This window comes from Paenibacillus sp. FSL H8-0315 (genome assembly GCF_038005365.1).
GTDB lineage: Bacteria > Bacillota > Bacilli > Paenibacillales > Paenibacillaceae > Paenibacillus_AQ > Paenibacillus_AQ odorifer.
On record NZ_JBBOTA010000001.1, the window covers coordinates 4,684,709 to 4,700,886 of the forward strand.

At 47.9% G+C, this 16,178-nt stretch carries 16 protein-coding genes; 14 read left to right on the top strand and 2 right to left on the bottom strand.

All coding sequences use genetic code 11. The annotated features are described in order from the left end of the window. Window positions 1-122: 122 nt before the first annotated feature. From MHB56_RS20390 to MHB56_RS20400, 3 genes are all read left to right on the top strand, one after another. Window positions 123-1,454 carry an ABC transporter substrate-binding protein gene (locus MHB56_RS20390; RefSeq protein ID WP_076302206.1) on the top strand — a complete coding sequence of 444 codons (1,332 nt, stop codon included), beginning with the start codon at window positions 123-125 and terminating at the stop codon, window positions 1,452-1,454. Window positions 1,455-1,561: 107 nt separating this feature from the next. Further along, window positions 1,562-2,437, top strand: coding sequence for a carbohydrate ABC transporter permease (locus tag MHB56_RS20395; RefSeq protein WP_038569153.1), 876 nt, complete (start codon window positions 1,562-1,564; stop codon window positions 2,435-2,437). Between the two features lie 30 nt (window positions 2,438-2,467). Further along, window positions 2,468-3,295, top strand: a complete 828-nt coding sequence (locus tag MHB56_RS20400; protein WP_036681776.1) for a carbohydrate ABC transporter permease — start codon at window positions 2,468-2,470, stop codon at window positions 3,293-3,295. Between the two features lie 90 nt (window positions 3,296-3,385). Here the strand turns inward: MHB56_RS20400 and MHB56_RS20405 are convergent, their stop codons facing one another. After that, entirely contained in the window at window positions 3,386-4,387 is a 1,002-nt protein-coding gene (locus MHB56_RS20405; protein WP_076128152.1) for a lipoate--protein ligase, read from the bottom strand. 227 nt (window positions 4,388-4,614) lie between these two features. Between MHB56_RS20405 and MHB56_RS20410 the strand changes: the two genes are divergently transcribed. From MHB56_RS20410 to MHB56_RS20425, 4 genes are all read left to right on the top strand, one after another. Then, the gene (locus MHB56_RS20410) at window positions 4,615-5,703 is read left to right on the top strand and encodes a pyridoxal phosphate-dependent aminotransferase (protein WP_341143933.1); all 1,089 of its coding nucleotides are present in this window, start codon (window positions 4,615-4,617) and stop codon (window positions 5,701-5,703) included. Between the two features lie 129 nt (window positions 5,704-5,832). Next, complete coding sequence (locus tag MHB56_RS20415; protein WP_076218820.1) at window positions 5,833-6,570, top strand: adenosylcobinamide amidohydrolase; 738 nt, start codon at window positions 5,833-5,835, stop codon at window positions 6,568-6,570. 49 nt (window positions 6,571-6,619) lie between these two features. Then, entirely contained in the window at window positions 6,620-7,579 is a 960-nt protein-coding gene (cbiB, locus tag MHB56_RS20420) for an adenosylcobinamide-phosphate synthase CbiB (protein WP_076194752.1), read from the top strand. An 8-nt stretch (window positions 7,580-7,587) separates the two neighbouring features. Then, the gene (locus tag MHB56_RS20425; protein ID WP_076194754.1) at window positions 7,588-8,268 is read left to right on the top strand and encodes a histidine phosphatase family protein; all 681 of its coding nucleotides are present in this window, start codon (window positions 7,588-7,590) and stop codon (window positions 8,266-8,268) included. Window positions 8,269-8,373: 105 nt separating this feature from the next. On the opposite strand, the gene catA is transcribed toward MHB56_RS20425, so the two are convergent. Continuing rightward, the gene (gene catA / locus MHB56_RS20430) at window positions 8,374-9,033 is read right to left on the bottom strand and encodes a type A chloramphenicol O-acetyltransferase (RefSeq protein ID WP_076185747.1); all 660 of its coding nucleotides are present in this window, start codon (window positions 9,031-9,033) and stop codon (window positions 8,374-8,376) included. Window positions 9,034-9,175: 142 nt separating this feature from the next. Between catA and MHB56_RS20435 the strand changes: the two genes are divergently transcribed. The 7 genes from MHB56_RS20435 (at window position 9,176) to cobS (ending at window position 15,904) form a co-directional block, all read left to right on the top strand. Then, window positions 9,176-9,724 (top strand): AAA family ATPase, encoded by a 549-nt coding sequence (locus tag MHB56_RS20435; RefSeq protein ID WP_076128141.1) that lies wholly within the window; start codon window positions 9,176-9,178, stop codon window positions 9,722-9,724. A gap of 112 nt (window positions 9,725-9,836) precedes the next feature. After that, entirely contained in the window at window positions 9,837-11,288 is a 1,452-nt protein-coding gene (pdxR, locus tag MHB56_RS20440) for a MocR-like pyridoxine biosynthesis transcription factor PdxR (RefSeq protein WP_341143934.1), read from the top strand. A 13-nt stretch (window positions 11,289-11,301) separates the two neighbouring features. Then, a complete protein-coding gene (locus tag MHB56_RS20445) occupies window positions 11,302-12,234 on the top strand; it encodes a D-alanine--D-alanine ligase (RefSeq protein ID WP_076185745.1) in 933 nt (310 codons plus the stop codon). After that, window positions 12,227-13,390 (top strand): aminotransferase class I/II-fold pyridoxal phosphate-dependent enzyme, encoded by a 1,164-nt coding sequence (locus MHB56_RS20450; protein ID WP_076128136.1) that lies wholly within the window; start codon window positions 12,227-12,229, stop codon window positions 13,388-13,390. Before MHB56_RS20445 ends, MHB56_RS20450 begins: the two co-directional genes overlap by 8 nt. A gap of 95 nt (window positions 13,391-13,485) precedes the next feature. After that, entirely contained in the window at window positions 13,486-14,547 is a 1,062-nt protein-coding gene (gene cobT, locus MHB56_RS20455) for a nicotinate-nucleotide--dimethylbenzimidazole phosphoribosyltransferase (RefSeq protein ID WP_076104822.1), read from the top strand. Next, on the top strand, window positions 14,544-15,092 hold the full coding sequence (cobU, locus tag MHB56_RS20460) for a bifunctional adenosylcobinamide kinase/adenosylcobinamide-phosphate guanylyltransferase (RefSeq protein ID WP_076137512.1): 549 nt from the start codon (window positions 14,544-14,546) through the stop codon (window positions 15,090-15,092). The genes cobT and cobU overlap by 4 nt, the downstream gene beginning before the upstream one ends. Continuing rightward, on the top strand, window positions 15,089-15,904 hold the full coding sequence (gene cobS / locus MHB56_RS20465; RefSeq protein WP_341143935.1) for an adenosylcobinamide-GDP ribazoletransferase: 816 nt from the start codon (window positions 15,089-15,091) through the stop codon (window positions 15,902-15,904). The genes cobU and cobS overlap by 4 nt, the downstream gene beginning before the upstream one ends. Window positions 15,905-16,178 lie beyond the last annotated feature (274 nt).

The window sequence follows — 16,178 nt, forward strand, 5'->3', positions numbered from 1 at the left end:
CCCGATATGGCTCTTTTTGGGTCTTCAAGGCTCAAATATAATAGAAACAGGACGATGAAAACGCTAACAAATAGCGGTTTCAACTAGCTCCACTAAATAGAGCATCAGAAAGGGGATTCATTATGAGCAACAAGCTATTCAGAACACTGGGGGTTGCAACCGTTTTATCCTTAGCTTTCTCACTTACAGCCTGTGGTGGTAACAATGCCGGAAACGGTGGTTCAACCTCTGAAGATTCCAATATGACCGCTGGGAACACCGATAAGAAAATTCAAATAAAAATTTATGCACAGCATTTTGATGAAGATACTTCAAAGCCATTTGATTATGCCGTAGAGGAATTAAAAAAGGAAATGCCGGAGGTGGAGATTGTACTGGATGAGGCTGTTCAAGATGGCTACCAGAAGCTGAAAACATATGCCGCGACTGGGAACATGCCGGATATTTATGAAACAGACTGGCCTACACTGCAAACCTTCGCCAAATCTAAAAATGTCGAGCTGCTTGATGAATACCAAGCCACCAAAGATTTCAAAGCGAATCTAAACACAGGGAATGAGTCCCGTCTGATTGCCCCAGACGGTCATGTATACGCATTCCCATATACGGGAATCGAATTCCAAATGTTGTTTTACAACAAGGATATCTTTAAAGAGGTAGGCATCGAGATGCCGATCAAGACGATCGATCAGCTGGCTGAAGCGGCTAAGAAGCTTTCTACAGCAGGGTATACACCGCTCTCAATTTTCGCGAAGGAGAAATGGATCACTACTTCTTTTTATAGCGGACTTGTGACTCGTGAGGAGACGAAAGGGTTTGGCCCACTCGAAACGAAGGGAACGACAACATTGCCTTCGCCTTATGTAACAGCAGCAGAACAAATGAAGAAGCTGGAAGAAGCAGGCTTGTTCGACGTCAATGCTACGAATACCAATTATGATCAAGCTTCATCTTTGTTCTACCAAGGAAAAGCTGGCATGTTCGTCAACGGTCAGTGGGAAATCTACAGCAGTGCTGAGAAGCTTGGGGATAAAGTGGATTGGATGTACTGGCCAGCTAAGGACGAAGCGACTTATGAGAACAACAAAATGTACATTAACGGTGCAGGAGGTCCTGGTGGCTTTGCCGTTTCTCCTAGCAGCAAGAATGTTGAGACCGCAGTGAAAGTAGCTAGTTTTATCGCACAAAAATATAGCGAATACAAATATACACAGCTGGGTAGCCCGATCGTAGCGACTAAAGTGGATAAAGAAATGACCGGTGAAGTGCCTGCCATGATGAAAAGAATCGCTGAAGAAGTGCTGCCAAACGTGAAGGGTTACGCCAATGCGGTAAGCAGTGTTCAAATTAAAAATGCACTGGACGACAATACACAAAATATGTTGATCGAAGGATTCTCGGCTAAGCAGTTCACGGATAACATGAACCGAGTGCTGAACAAAGAAAATAAATAATTAGAGAAATAAAATAAATAAAAATTGGTCCATGCCCTGCAGCTCACCCGGATCGAGCCCTTATATCGGGTGAGCAGCTTGGTAAGGAAGGAGTGGAATCTTACCGCATGCATAAATACTTAGGTAATAAGAAAGCCATAATGCTGTTTCTGCTTCCCGCTCTGTTGATTTATAGCGTAGTGATTATCTATCCGGTGCTTCAATCCTTTTATCGTAGCTTTTTCGAGTGGGACGGGCTCAGTACGGCTACTTTTAACGGATTGTCCAACTATGTAGAGATGTTTGATGATCCATTGCTTTTGACATCCCTTCGTAACGGCCTTATTTTTGCACTGGTGCTCGCTGTATTTCAGATCGGATTGGGAACCATTCTTGCGCTTGCCTGTGCCGATCCGCGAATCAAAGGGCGTAAGTTATTGAAAACAGCTTATTTTATCCCCGTAGTTCTGTCGGTTACGGTTGTTTGTCAGCTATGGATTGCCATCTACGATCCGAATAACGGATTGATCAATAGGCTTTTTGAAATTTTGCATATTCCTTATCAACAAAACTGGCTCACTTCTCCAACCACATCCATAATTGCGATTGCCTTTGTTAATGCCTGGCAGTTCATGGGTTACCAGTTCAGTCTTTTATATGCGGGGGTTAAATCTGTCCCTGAGCAGTACATGGAAGCTGCCACGATTGACGGTTGCTCCAAATGGATGGCGCATCGTAAGGTGACGATTCCAATGATGAAGGAGACGTTCAAATTCTGTCTGATCATTGCCATTACTTCAGGAATCGGTGCTTTTGTACAAATGTTGATTATGACTAACGGCGGACCGGGAACGAGCAATTATACGCTTACCTTTATGATTTATCGTTATGCTTTCTTGGAAAGCAACTACGGCTATGCCTGTGCGGTATCGGTTGTGCTTGTCCTTCTGTCGCTTCTGGCCACCATTATTATCAACAAGACATTTGACCGAAATGAAGCATAAGGCAGTACGCCGGAAAGGAAAAGGAACGTTATGAAAAAAGTGAGAGCATTGCTCATACAGCTTCCCTTATGGATTTATTTTATAATTTCCATCTATCCGCTATTATGGATGATTTCTTATTCTCTGAAAAATAACGATGAGATTTTTGTCACCAACCCTTTCGGATTTCCGACTAATTTCCGGATTGAAAACTATGTGGCCGCTTGGTCACAGTTCAATATACCGCGATATTTTACGAATAGCTTGGTAGTCTCTACGATTTCAACGCTACTTATTATCATATTATCGCTGATGTTCTCATTCGCAATTTCCCGGCTGCGGTGGAGATTCCGTGAAGGGGTCAGATTGTATATGACGATCGGAATGTTCATGCCGCTGCAGGTAATTATGATTCCACTTGCTATACTCGTGCGGGATTTACATCTGACTAATACCTACGGTGGGCTGATTGTTCCTTATGTCGCCATTGGATTGCCGTTCTCTTGTCTGGTATTCTACGGCTTTATGAAGGGTATCCCTGGGGAGCTGGAGGAATCCGCTTGTATGGACGGCGCGAATGTATACCGGATGTTTCTGCAGATTATTGTGCCGGTTGTAACGCCAGCTGTCGCAACAGTAGCCATTTTTCAATTCCTGAACAACTGGAATGAATTTTTGCTGGCTTATATTCTGATCTCTGATGAGGGGATGAAAACACTGCCGCTGGGTCTATTGTTCTTCCAAGGCCAATACAGCACTGACTGGGGTGGCATGGGGGCGGTTATGACGATGGCGAGTCTGCCAATGGTTATTGTCTATTTGTTCTTTAGTGAGCAGGTAGAACGGGCTATGACAGTTGGATCTGCTGTAAAAGGATAAAGCGAAGAGTATTAATTCATGCAAAAGAGGACTTCTGGCGAATGCGCAGGAGTCCTCTTTTTGATTCAAATCATGACCAGTGAATTCATCCTATTCCTCTAGGAAGACCAATCCGATAAAATCCTCCGGCTCAATACGACCGAAATAATGCTTCAAATCGAGATCAGCTAATGCTTCTCTAACCTCAGCCTCGTCATAACGTTTGCCACGAAGTGCATTTTCAACATCTACTACGTCACCGACTCCGAAGAAGTCACCATAGATTTTGATGTCTTTAATGAGGGAATCTTCAATATCCATCCGAATATCAATAATTCCGGCAGGGAATTTGCGCGTGTGCTTAACGTTGCTTTTTGGTGACAGACCGTAGTTCCAGTCCCAGTTCTGGTAGTGCTCCTTGGAGATCTCATTAATTTTGTCCCAGTCGGCTTGTTGCAGCTTGTACTGAGGAACCTCCGAAGGATCCATACCAAAGATCGAACGCAGCAGGCCGGCGCGGAACTCCTCGATCGTCATATCTGTACCCAGCAGCTCTTTGATATTCGCTACACGACTGCGTACGGATTTGGTGCTCTTTGATTTAAACTTCTCTGGATTCACTTTTAGAGAGGCTTGTACATCATCTAAATTAAGATTGAACATCAAGGTACCATGGCTGAACATACGTCCGCGTGTGGAGAACTGAGCGTTACCGGAAATCTTTTGCTCACCAACTTGCAGGTCATTCCGTCCGCTTAGCTCGGCGTTAACACCCATGCTTTGCAGGTAATCGATGACCGGTTGGGTGAATTTCAAAAAGTTATGAAAGGATTGGCCGTCATCCTTGGTAATAAAGCTGAAGTTCAAATTTCCAAGATCGTGATAAACAGCTCCACCGCCGGATAGACGACGTACGACCTGAATATTATTATCTTTTACATACTCTTGGTTAATTTCTTCGATAGTATTCTGGTGTTTCCCTATGATGATGGATGGGCTGTTGATATAAAAAAGCAGGTAACTCTCGTCCATCGGCAAGTGCTTCAGCGCATATTCCTCAATCGCCAAATTGATGGATGCGTCAGTAATCCCTGTGTTATCAATAAAAAGCATAGTGAATTCCTCCGTCGCAGCAAAATTGATTACAACCTTCATTTTAAACCAAAAGCGGTTTTTTAACAAAAGAGATCACATTGTTGAGATTCATGTCGGTTTGAGGGAAGCGGGGGATTTAGCTGATTCCTTCTGCGAAAGCATTGACGTTCTTCCGGCAAAGAGGCAATAATGGTGGCAATGACATACATATCGTGCTAGAGAAAGTAGATAGAGGGAGTGTAATTATGCTTGAAAAATATGGGCATGGCGGTGATTTGTTGACGGCAGCGGAGCTCTATGGAGAAGCTGGGGGCACATTTCTCGACTATAGTGCCAACATCAATCCACTCGGTCCTCCACCGCAAGTTTTGGAGCTGCTCAGAACAGCACTGTTAACGGTGGTGGCATATCCGGACCCTGGACACCGACGCTTTAAACGCCTACTGGCGGAAAATCTTGGCGTAGATAATAGCTGGTTAACTGTGGGCAACGGAGCAGCGGAATCTATGGCTTTGCTGCTGCTGGCGATAGCTCCACAAAAGGTTGGCATCGTGGAGCCTTGTTTCTCTGAGTATCGGCAGCTTTCCGTACAATTTGGCGCTGAAGTATTATCGGTTGAGGGGACAAGGGAACAGCATTTTCGCGCTGGAGTGGAGGAGATTGCCGGGCTGTTGGAACAGGTGGAACTGTTATTTCTCGGACAGCCGAATAATCCCAATGGCGTTCAGTATGCTGTGGAGGAACTGCGCTTGTTAGCGCAGAAGGCTGAAAGCTGCGGGACTTATTTGGCTGTGGATGAAGCTTTTATTGACTTTATCCCGGAGTCAGAGCGAAATACACTCCTGCCGGAGCTGGAGCGGTTTCCGCATACGGTTCTGGTGCGGTCGATGACGAAGTTTTATGCGATTCCCGGCTTGCGTCTCGGGTTTGCGATTTCACATCCGAAGCTGGCGAAGGCGATGAGCGGAAAGCAGGTCACCTGGAGTGTGAACGGCTTGGCGCTACTCGCAGGGGAAGCCTGCCTTACAAGTGGACGTGACTATGAACAGCGTACGCGTGAGCTTATTGCAGCAGAACGCGAAAAACTGCGGCAGGGTCTTATGCAGCTGGGCTGCGATGTCCCACCGGGAGAAGCCAACTTTCTGCTCTGTGGCTTGCCATCACCGTGGAGCGCGGCTGAGTTTCAGACTAGGCTTGGCCGCGTAGGTATACTAGTGCGCAGCTGCGCTATGTATGCAGGGTTAGGTGCTGAGCATATTCGAGTTGCCGTTAAGGGACATGAGGATAATGCCCGCCTTTTGCTGCAGATGGCGGAGATTCTAGCGACTAAGTGACAGGTGCATGTAGTCTTTAATGACTCTATGTGCGGAGCGAGCTGACAGCGCTATTGGTGTGGCATCCTTTCGAGGATGGTTGTAAGTATTCAATGAAAGAAATGAGCGGTGAAAGGAGCGGGATCGGCTATGGTGGAAGTGAAGATTCCATTTAATCTTACAGGGGGAATCAGGGAGTATCGTCCGGCCGTCTGGCCAGGGCTTGCTCTGCAATGGAAGGATAAGCATCTGCTGCTGGAGCTGCCAGCAGAAGCCGATGGTTTATCGAGCGCGTTCTACGGCGGAGGAATGAACCGGCTGCAGCGGGCCGTCAATTTATATGTTGATCGCAATTACGAATGTAGTGATCCTGTCCAGGATATGGAGAATAAGCTGCGCGATTGGGGTTATCCTTTATCCGGCTGTGCTGGTCTGATGACGGCTGTGCCGCTAGAGCATGCAGCGGTAGCTGAAGAGGACACGGGTTCAGCGGGAATATTTGTTTGCGTTACAGCCGCCGCAGGAAATGCTGCGCGCGCAGGTGTGGAACGCAATGTGCTGGCTGTGTATCGGCCGGGTACGATTAACATCATGCTCTGCATTGATGGCCGCCTGACACCGGCGGCCATGGTCAATGCTGTGCAGACAGCTGTCGAAGCCAAAGCTGCCGCGCTGGCAGATCTCGGGATTACCGATCCCGAGAATGGCCTGATCGCAACCGGCACGACTACGGATGCTATTGTACTCGCTGTGAGCCAAAGCGGGCGATACAGCGCCGAGCATGTATATGCCGGCACAGCAACCGATCTTGGAGGCGCTATCGGCCGGCTTGTATATAGCGCTGTGACGGGCAGCCTGCTGTCGGTGCAGGCAAGGAAGGATAGCTAATGAGAATGGATAGCTGGAGAAGTAGAAGCTTGTTCAGAGGTGATTGCTTGTGACAATCGCTTTGGTGTTGCTTGCAGCTTATGTGATTGACCGGATCGTAGGTGATCCGCGTAACCTGCCTCATCCCGTAATTGGTATGGGCAAAGCAATCACGGCTCTGGAGCGGGCGATCCGTCGTTTATGGTCCCGCCCGCAAAGCCTGTGCAGAGCAGGGGTGTTACTTCCGCTATGTGTGGCGGGCGGTGCTTGGGCACTGACAGCCATCCTGCTATGGCTGCTGTCATCTATCTCACCGTGGCTCGTCTGGATAGCCGAGGTTTGGTTGATTTCAACCACGATTGCCTCCAAGGGACTAAAGGATGCAGGAATGGCGGTGTACGTGGAATTGCAGAAGGGCGATATCCCTGCTGCCCGCAAGGCGTTGGGGATGATCGTGGGACGTGATACGACTTTGCTAGACGCCCCGGAAATTGTCCGTGGAACGGTGGAGACCGTAGCAGAAAACATCGTCGATGCGATTATTTCTCCACTTTTCTACGCGCTGATTGGCGGTGCACCGCTTGCTATGGCTTATCGGGCGGTCAATACACTCGATTCAATGGTCGGTTATAAGAACGATAAATACCGTGATCTCGGCTGGGCCTCTGCCCGGCTCGATGATGTGGCTAACTTCATCCCGGCACGGATTACGGCATTGCTTTTGGCTCTATGTGCAGGGATGCTTCGTCTGGATTGGCGCAGATGCCTGCAAATGGTGAAGCGGGATGCACATCTACATCCAAGCCCTAACAGCGGTTATCCAGAATCAGCTGTGGCTGGCGCACTCGGCATCCGACTCGGAGGCGAAAATGTGTATCATGGCGTCGCTTCTTTTCGGGCTTATATGGGTGATCCGGTACGTACGATGGAACCGGATGATATCATCCAGACCTCGCGGATGATGATGCTCTGCTCTTCAATATTTGTAGGTCTATGCGCGGTTGTGGCATGGATATGGATTGGAGGCTGAGCGTCGGTATGGCAATTCCCTCTATAGAGCTTGAGCTAGTGCTTATCCGACACGGGCAGACGAAATGGAATGTTGAGCATCGTTACCTGGGACATACGGATCTTCCATTGCTTCCTGAAGCAAGTGAGCGGCTATCCCAACCTCAGCAGCAGATCTGCATGCAGACTGAGTTATCAGGTGGTTTTTGGCGTGTGTTCTGTTCCGATTTGCTAAGGTGTCGGGAGACCTTGGCTTTCGTAGCACCTTCACTAGAGCAGGACGCTGTTTATGATCAGCGGCTTCGTGAAATGAACTTCGGAGCTTGGGAAGGCTGCACTTATGAGCAACTGAAAGATAACTCTCTATATAGACGTTGGATTGATGATCCTTCAAAGGTTACACCGCCAGAAGGAGAATCGTGGACAGCATTCGATGCTCGGTTGCGTAGTTTCCTGTTGGACCTAGGTCAAGCTGCTGTGGCTGCATTTGGATGCTGTGCTATCAAGGAGAAAAAAAGTGAGGTTACATCGAATAGAGTATTGGTAGTGACGCATGGGGGTGTTATCAGGAATTTACTTGCACAGTTAGTTCCTGGTCTCACATTCTACAGTGCAGTGGCTCCTTCTCCAGGGAATGTAATGGTACTAAAAATACTCTGGCAGCATGGACAATGGTCAGCTGATAAAGCTCATATTTTGGAAAAAGGATGATTACATGAAAAAAGGTTTCCACGTCATTAGGAAAACCTAATAGGTGGAACCCTTTATGTTTGAACTATCGTTTGCTGTCAGCAGAATAACATGGTTAATTAGATATTAGGTAATAGGTAACCATTCCTTATAGGTATCTGCACGTGATTGTAATTCATTATACAGCATGCTGGCATGGTAACCGTCGCACACGGCATGGTGGAATTGCCCCGAGATGGGTAATAGTATTTTTTTGTCTTGCTGAAAATATTTCCCTATCGTAAAGATGGGAAGTAGGTAGGTTCCTTCGTTATACACGTTCAGGTTAAAGCTTGTGAAGCTGACCCACGGAATGCTGGAAATAGGGAAGGTGTTCGGCGGTTCGTTTGCTTTAGCGATAAATTGTTTCACGCTTCCGTACATTTTCATATCATCGAGATAACGGTTATAGAAATCATTAAACTGTTCACCGTACGAAGTCCAGATGCTTGAGAAAGTCTTATCATCATCATGGAAAATTGTAAAACTAGGGGACAAGCTATCCCAATAACCTAATCTACCTTCAGAATCAAAACATGTGCGGAATTCACTATGACGGTTCACCACCGTAGTTATCATGTGGATTAGTGCTGGGTACAGCTTAATTCCCTTATGCTTAAGCTCTGACAGTAGAAGGGTGATATCAATATTTACAGTCATGCTGTAGGTGCATCTGACATTGTTTAAATAATGTTCAAAATAGGGTTTTCTACTCCAGTTATCAATGACAATCGGGTTAAAAATCATTTATTATGACCTCCTAAAATTATTTCATTTTTCATTTTAGGAGGTCTGCTGGACTGATTTCACCATATCTTTATCACAATCCCTTGAGAAAGTATTTTGTAACGATGAGTATACCATCAATTGGAAGGGAGATGCATTTATAATGCTGAGCGAAAAGTTGGTTATTGAAAAATTGCTTCAGCAAAAGCGTACGAGTGTTGCTTCCAGCGTAGTGATGATGTGCGGTGTAGCGGGGTCGGGTAAAACAACCTTTGCTAAAAAGCTGGAGAAAGAGGGATTCGCCAGACTTTCGATAGATGAAGATATTTGGGCCACGCACGGCCGTTTCGGGGTGGATTATCCAGAGGACAATTATGAGTCCTATAAGGAAGAGTCGGAGATAAAGCTGCGGGGGGAGCTGGTGAATCTGCTTCAGGCAAAACATCATGTTGTTATCGATTTCAGCTTCTGGCAACGTCAGAGACGGAACGATTACAAGCAGCTCATTGAGAGTTATGGTGGCGTGTGGGAACTGATTCACTTAAAGGTTCAGCCGGATGAATTGCGTCAGAGACTGCTTATCCGGAGTGAACGTTTTGACGCCAATGCCGCATTTCCGATTACTGAGGACATATTAACCCGGTTTTTAAATGGTTTTGAGATCCCTGCTGGAGAAGGGGAGCTTGTGATTGAGCATAGATCTGTAACTTGATTTTTTGGGCATTTTTCCTCTTATAGAACCACAGCCGGATTAAAATCCCATGGCTGTGGTTCTTTTTTTAAGCGAGTGATTGTGCCATGATAGTCATGGGGGCGATTGAGAGATGTTTAAGGATTTTAAGCTCATAGCCGGACGGCCGGTGTATATACAAATTAAAGACTATATGAAGCACTTAATCATAAAAGGCGGTCTGCAAGGCAATCAAAAGCTGCCCTCCACACGAGAGCTCAGCACATTGCTTAAGGTTAGCCGCAACTCCGTAATCTCTGCTTATGCAGGGCTTGAGGATGATGGCTTTGCTTATGCCGTGCAAGGGCAAGGAAGTTATGTTGCTGCTACGCCGCCCGGCAGTGAAACGATCTCTTCCTGGACGATGGACTGGAAGTCACGTCTCAATGATCACGCGGTGCTGGCAGAGGAACTGGATATCATGAAGCGCGGGATTCGAGCGGAGAAGGGGACGATCTCCTTCACCAGCATAGCGCCTGATGAGAGTCTTTTTGATCTGGATAATGTGAAGCGGTCCTTTATGGATCGGATGTCGGTGGAAGGCAACGTTCTGCTAAATTACGGCTATGCCAAAGGGTATAAGCCTTTAATAGACTATTTGAAGCAGTATATGGAGCACAAGGGCGTTGAAATGAGGGGCAAGGATATACTGATCACCAATGGTTTTACTGAGGGGTTCGATATTGTATTGTCTGCTCTGAGTAAAAAAAATGGTTCGGTCATTTGTGAGAATCCGACGCATCATACAGCGATCAAAAATTTGAAGCTGAACGGTTTTGAGATTACGGGGATTTCGATGGAGCGTGATGGGATTGATTTGGCGGAGCTGGAGAAAGCATTGCAACAGCAAGCTTTTGACTGTGCATACTTCGTCCCTTCTTATCATAATCCGACCGGAATTGTAATGTCTCCAGAGAAAAGACAGCGGCTAATGAAGCTGATGAATCGCTACCAAGTCCCGGTGATTGAGGATGGTTTTAACGAGGAATTACGATATTCTGGCTCACATGTGGCTCCACTTATCGCAGCAGCAGGCAGCGGCAACAGCGTGATTTATCTCGGCAGCTTCTCCAAGGTATTATTTCCGGGACTACGTGTAGGTTGGGTGCTGGCGGATCAGGAGTTGATCAATTCCCTCGAAAGCGTCAAGCGCGCCCGTACCATTCATACCTCGACGCTGGATCAATCCATTTTGTATCAGTATTTATTGGGTGGTCATTTAGAAAAGTATTTGAAAAAAGCCAGAGCGGAATACAAACGAAAGTATGAATTAACCCTGCAATGCTGCAAGGATTGTATTCCTTATACGGCGCTGTCAGGGGACGGTGGCCTGCATCTTTTTGTAACCTTCGCGGAGGGCTTTAATACAAGGACGCTGTTGGCGGCCTGTCATGAGCAAGGGGTTATTTTTACAGCAGGAGATATATTCTTCACAGACGGTAAGGGTCAAAATACGATACGGATCGGTTTCTCCAGAGTGACGGATGAGGATATCCGCAAGGGGATCGAGATTATTGGCAGAACAGCTCGACAACTAATGGGATAAAGAGGTGCTTGAGATGAAGGTAGGCGTAATTATGGGCGGGGTATCCTCAGAGTATGAGGTATCCATGAATAGCGGTAGAGAAATATTGAAGAATCTAGACCCCAATAAATATGAAATTATTCCAATTGTGATCACCAAGCGTGAGGAGCTTATTGAGCAGGCAAAGGGGATCGATATCGCACTGCTTGCACTTCATGGAGCTTACGGCGAGGATGGTACGGTTCAGGGAACGCTGGAGACGATGGGGATTCCGTATACGGGCAGCGGGGTTTTGTCTAGCAGCATTTGCATGGATAAAGATCTCTCCAAAAAGCTTATGCGCTGCGCAGGCGTCAATACAGCAGATTGGCTATGCTGGGACAGCATGAAGGATTATTCGGCTGAAGCGGTGGAACGGCTCGGATATCCTGTTATGGTGAAGCCATGTTCAGGCGGCTCGAGTATCGGAATGGAAAAAGTGAGCAGCAGCGAGGAGCTGTTGTGCGCAGTGCAGAAGGCTTTTGCCTGTGATCAGTCGATTTTGATTGAAAGCTACATTCAAGGCCAAGAAATCACCTGTTCTATTCTAAACGGAGAGCTGCTGCCTATTCTGGGAATAACCTCAGCAAATGCCGAGTGGTTCGATTACAGTGCTAAGTATGAAGAAGGCGGAGCAGATGAACGGGTCATTGAACTGCCTACTGAGGTGCATGAGCGGGTACGCGAGGCTGCCTTGAGCTGTTACAAAGCACTAAAATGTAGCGTGTATGCACGGGTTGATATGCTGCTTAAAGAGGGGATTCCTTATGTGCTGGAGGTGAATACGTTACCAGGTATGACGAAGGCCAGTCTTTTACCCAAAAGCGCGCAAGCGGCAGGCTACACCTTCAGCGGACTGCTGGACGAAATCATCTCCCTTTCCCTAACAGAAAAGAGTGCAAAAGAAGAGGTGTACAGTCATGCATAATGAATGGATTGCTCCACGTGTGCGGGAGATTGCACCCTCGGGGATTCGGGCTTTTTTTGATCTAAGTGCGGGGAATCAGGATATTATATCGCTGGGTGTAGGGGAACCGGATTTCGTTACACCGGAGCATGTAAGAGCTGCCTGTATTCGGGCCTTGAACAATGGGGAAACGATGTATACGCCAAATTCCGGTTTACTGGAGCTTAGAGAGGAGATCGCTTCTTATCTGCACACAAGTTTTAAGCTTCGCTATGAGCCAAACGATGAGATTATGGTTACGGTGGGAAGCAGCGAGGCTGTGGATTTGGCATTACGAGCTTTCATTACACCTGGGGATGAGATTATCGTCCCTTCTCCGAGCTATATCGCATATTCGCCGATTACCCATTTGAACGGGGGGGTTACGGTGGAGGTAGAATCATCGGCCGAGCAGGGGTTTAAGCTTACTGCTGAAGCGTTACGGAAGGTGATTACTCCGCGTTCCAAGCTTCTTATGGTGAATTTTCCGACTAATCCTACAGGTGCAGTAATGACTTATGAAGATTGGCTGCCTATTGCACAGATTGTAAAAGAGAATAACCTACTGGTCATTTCAGATGAAATTTATGCCGAGCTTACGTATGACAGTCAGCATGTCAGCATCGCCTCTCTTCCCGGGATGCTGGAAAGGACGATTGTGATTAGCGGCTTCTCCAAAGCTTTTGCAATGACTGGCTGGAGAGTGGGTTATGCTTGTGGCGATCGAGAATTAATTGCTGCGATGCTAAAAATCCATCAATACACTGCGATGTGTGCCCCAGTGCTCGGTCAAATTGCTGCGATTGAATCATTGCGCAACGGAATGCAGCATAAGGAACACATGAAGCAATGCTTCGATGAGCGGAGAAAGCTGCTGGTTAGTGGATTTCGATCCATAGGACTACCTTGCCATGAACCTGCGGGCGCATTTTATGCCTTTCCTTCCATCGCTCACACCGGAATGAAATCAGAAGACTTCGCTTTGCAGCTGCTCAGGGAGGTCGGTGTCGCTGCGGTTCCGGGTCATGTGTTTGGAGCAGGCGGAGAGGGTTATATCCGCTGCTCCTATGCCGCTTCCTTACAAAAATTGACGGAGGCGCTGGAGAGAATCGAAGATTTTATGAAAGTGAAGTTGTAATTCTAGAAGTCCCCCTCTATCATAGATGGGGGCTTTTCTGCGAATATGAGATAGAATAGGTTATACAGATACATTTAATAGGAGGTCGTAATTATATGCTTTCAGATATTCAAGACGTAATTAAACAAATCATTCCGGCTGATGATCAGTCCATCCTCAAGGCGGAGCATCGGCTGAACATTCTGACCAAACCTCCGGGCAGTTTGGGACAATTGGAACCTCTGGCCGTTAAGCTCGCTGGAATTTCGGGTACGGAGCAGCCTAGTTTCACCAAACGAACAGTTGTTGTGATGGCTGCTGATCATGGGGTGTGCTGCGAAGGGGTTAGCGCATTTCCACAGGAAGTCACGCTACAGATGGCCCATAACTTTCTCAGCGGTGGAGCGGCTGTGAATGTATTGGCACGTCAAGCTGGGGCAGAGGTACAGTTTGTTGATGTCGGCATAAACGGCGATCTTAGTCATGTCGATCTGATTGATCGTAAAGTGCGCCGGGGGACGGATAATATGGCTGTGGGACCTGCGATGAGTCGTGAGGATGCCATGAATGCTCTTCTTGTTGGGATAAGAGTCGCGCAGGAAGCGGTTAAGAACGGCACGGAGATTTTTATAACAGGCGAAATGGGCATTGGGAATACTACGGCTAGTGCTGCCATTCTATGTGCTCTCAAAGGAATAGCCCCTGAAGTAGCTGTGGGACGAGGAACGGGAATTGATGATGAACGTTTACTACATAAAATTGCAGTAGTGGAACGCGCCTTAAAGGTAAATCAGCCGAATTCAGCAGATCCGTTGGATGTATTATCTAAAGTTGGCGGACTGGAAATCGCTGGCTTGGCGGGACTGATTCTGGGTGCCGCTGCTAATCGGACACCTATCATTTTGGATGGCTTTATTTCGGGGGCGGCAGCGCTTGTGGCAAAAGCTCTTGCACCTGAATCCATCGCTTATATGATAGCGTCTCATGTATCAGGAGAACGGGGACACAAGTTAATGCTGGAGCAGCTTGGGCTTGAACCGCTGCTTAACCTCGGTCTGCGATTGGGTGAGGGAACAGGGGGAGTATTATGCCTTCATTTAATCGAGGCGATCTGCCGCATTTTGAGCGAAATGGCAACCTTTGAAAGTGCAGGCATCTCTGGAGCTGGTCAACGATGAGCATTCTTGTAACGGGAGGCGCACGTAGCGGGAAAAGTGGTTTTGCAGAAAAACTGATACAGTCACTGGCAGATCAGGCCTTCTATGTAGCAACCGGACAGGCCTTTGACGACGAAATGAAAGAACGGATTGCTCTGCATCAGCATCAACGAATGGAAAGTGGTTACGCTTGGGAGACACTTGAGGAACCGTATGATTTACCAGATCTGCTAAAGCGATTATCGGGTGAAAAAGCGGTGCTCGTAGATTGTTTGACCTTATGGTTATCCAATGCATTATTGGCCGTGGAAGGTTTTGAAAATAGACAAGAGCTTGTTGAGAGTGAAATAACAAGACTTGAAGACAGTGTGCGTTCTTTTCAAGGCACGCTTATTCTGGTCACTAATGAGGTTGGCGACGGGATTGTACCAGAGTATGCGCTTGGCCGATTGTATCGTGATCTGGCGGGACGAATGAACGCCCTGATCGCTCGGCAATGCGAACAGGTCTTTCTAGTAACTGTTGGAATTCCGATTGAGCTGAAGAGCAGGGAGTATCGTTTATGAGGGAGCGTAGGGATGCGGCGGTAGCTGCCTTTCAGTTCTTATCCCGATTTCCTGTAAAAGGTGATCCGGGATTCTCTCCTGAACTGCTGCGACGGAGTGTAATCTTCTATCCCATGGTAGGCGCAGCAATTGGGCTGTGTTTAGCTGCTGGAGCAGCCCTGACGGGATTGATTTTACCTGCTTGGCCAGCAGCTGTGCTCACTCTGATGCTGTGGGTAGGCCTCACTGGCGGGTTGCATCTTGATGGCTGGATGGACAGCGCGGATGGTCTGCTCAGCTATCGGCCACGGGAGCGAGCCCTGGAGATTATGAAGGACAGCCGTGTGGGTGCGATGGGCGTACTCGCCTGCGTGCTGCTCCTGCTGTTTAAAGCATCTTTGTTGGCAGCTCTAATCGAAGGCTTCGCCTACTACGAGCTGCCGCTGCTCTTGGTACCAGCGGTCTGGAGCCGCTGGTATATGGTACGGGCAATGGTGCGTTATCCCATTGCCCGTGGAGACGAGGGGCTGGCCGCGAACTTCGCCGGCCTAGCTTCCTCGCATGAGCGGCGCGCGCTGGCAGTCGCCGCGCTGCTCTCGCTGGCCGCCGCCGCTGCGCCACTGGCGCTCGGCGCTGGCTTAGCCGCGTGGCCGCTGCATCTGGCGGCAGCTCTGCTGCTGCCGGTCGCGGCCTTGGCCTGCGGCACCGCGGCTGCGCGGCGGATCAGCAGCCGGCTCGGCGGGCTTACCGGCGACGTGTACGGCGCGCTGAACGAGCTGCTGGAGGTTGTGCTGCTGCTAGTGTTATTGCTGCTCCAGCACAATTTAATGTGAGCTCCACGGATAAACCTTGAGTAATTTGGTGTAGGTGGTACTACGGATGAACCTTGAGTAATTTGCTGTAGGTAGCTCCATGGGTGAACATTGAGTAGTTTGCTATAGGTAGCTCTAAGGGTGGATCTTGAGTAATTTGCTGTAGGTAGCTCCATAGGTGGATTTTAAGTAATTTGCTGTAGGTAGCTCCGCAGATGAACATTGAGTAGTTTGCTGTAGGTAGCTCTAAGGGTGGATCTTGAGTAATTGAGTAATTTGCTGTAGGTAGCTCCAT

Coding starts and splice junctions, on each gene's coding strand:
- MHB56_RS20445 (WP_076185745.1), top strand. CDS start 11,302: ATGAAGGTAGGCGTAATTATGGGCGGGGTATCCTCAGAGTATGAGGTA.
- MHB56_RS20405 (WP_076128152.1), bottom strand. CDS start 4,387: ATGCTTTTTATTGATAACACAGGGATTACTGACGCATCCATCAATTTG.
- MHB56_RS20395 (WP_038569153.1), top strand. CDS start 1,562: ATGCATAAATACTTAGGTAATAAGAAAGCCATAATGCTGTTTCTGCTT.
- cobS (WP_341143935.1), top strand. CDS start 15,089: ATGAGGGAGCGTAGGGATGCGGCGGTAGCTGCCTTTCAGTTCTTATCC.
- MHB56_RS20390 (WP_076302206.1), top strand. CDS start 123: ATGAGCAACAAGCTATTCAGAACACTGGGGGTTGCAACCGTTTTATCC.
- catA (WP_076185747.1), bottom strand. CDS start 9,033: ATGATTTTTAACCCGATTGTCATTGATAACTGGAGTAGAAAACCCTAT.
- MHB56_RS20400 (WP_036681776.1), top strand. CDS start 2,468: ATGAAAAAAGTGAGAGCATTGCTCATACAGCTTCCCTTATGGATTTAT.
- MHB56_RS20435 (WP_076128141.1), top strand. CDS start 9,176: ATGCTGAGCGAAAAGTTGGTTATTGAAAAATTGCTTCAGCAAAAGCGT.
- pdxR (WP_341143934.1), top strand. CDS start 9,837: ATGTTTAAGGATTTTAAGCTCATAGCCGGACGGCCGGTGTATATACAA.
- cobT (WP_076104822.1), top strand. CDS start 13,486: ATGCTTTCAGATATTCAAGACGTAATTAAACAAATCATTCCGGCTGAT.
- cobU (WP_076137512.1), top strand. CDS start 14,544: ATGAGCATTCTTGTAACGGGAGGCGCACGTAGCGGGAAAAGTGGTTTT.
- MHB56_RS20415 (WP_076218820.1), top strand. CDS start 5,833: ATGGTGGAAGTGAAGATTCCATTTAATCTTACAGGGGGAATCAGGGAG.
- MHB56_RS20450 (WP_076128136.1), top strand. CDS start 12,227: ATGCATAATGAATGGATTGCTCCACGTGTGCGGGAGATTGCACCCTCG.
- MHB56_RS20410 (WP_341143933.1), top strand. CDS start 4,615: ATGCTTGAAAAATATGGGCATGGCGGTGATTTGTTGACGGCAGCGGAG.
- MHB56_RS20425 (WP_076194754.1), top strand. CDS start 7,588: ATGGCAATTCCCTCTATAGAGCTTGAGCTAGTGCTTATCCGACACGGG.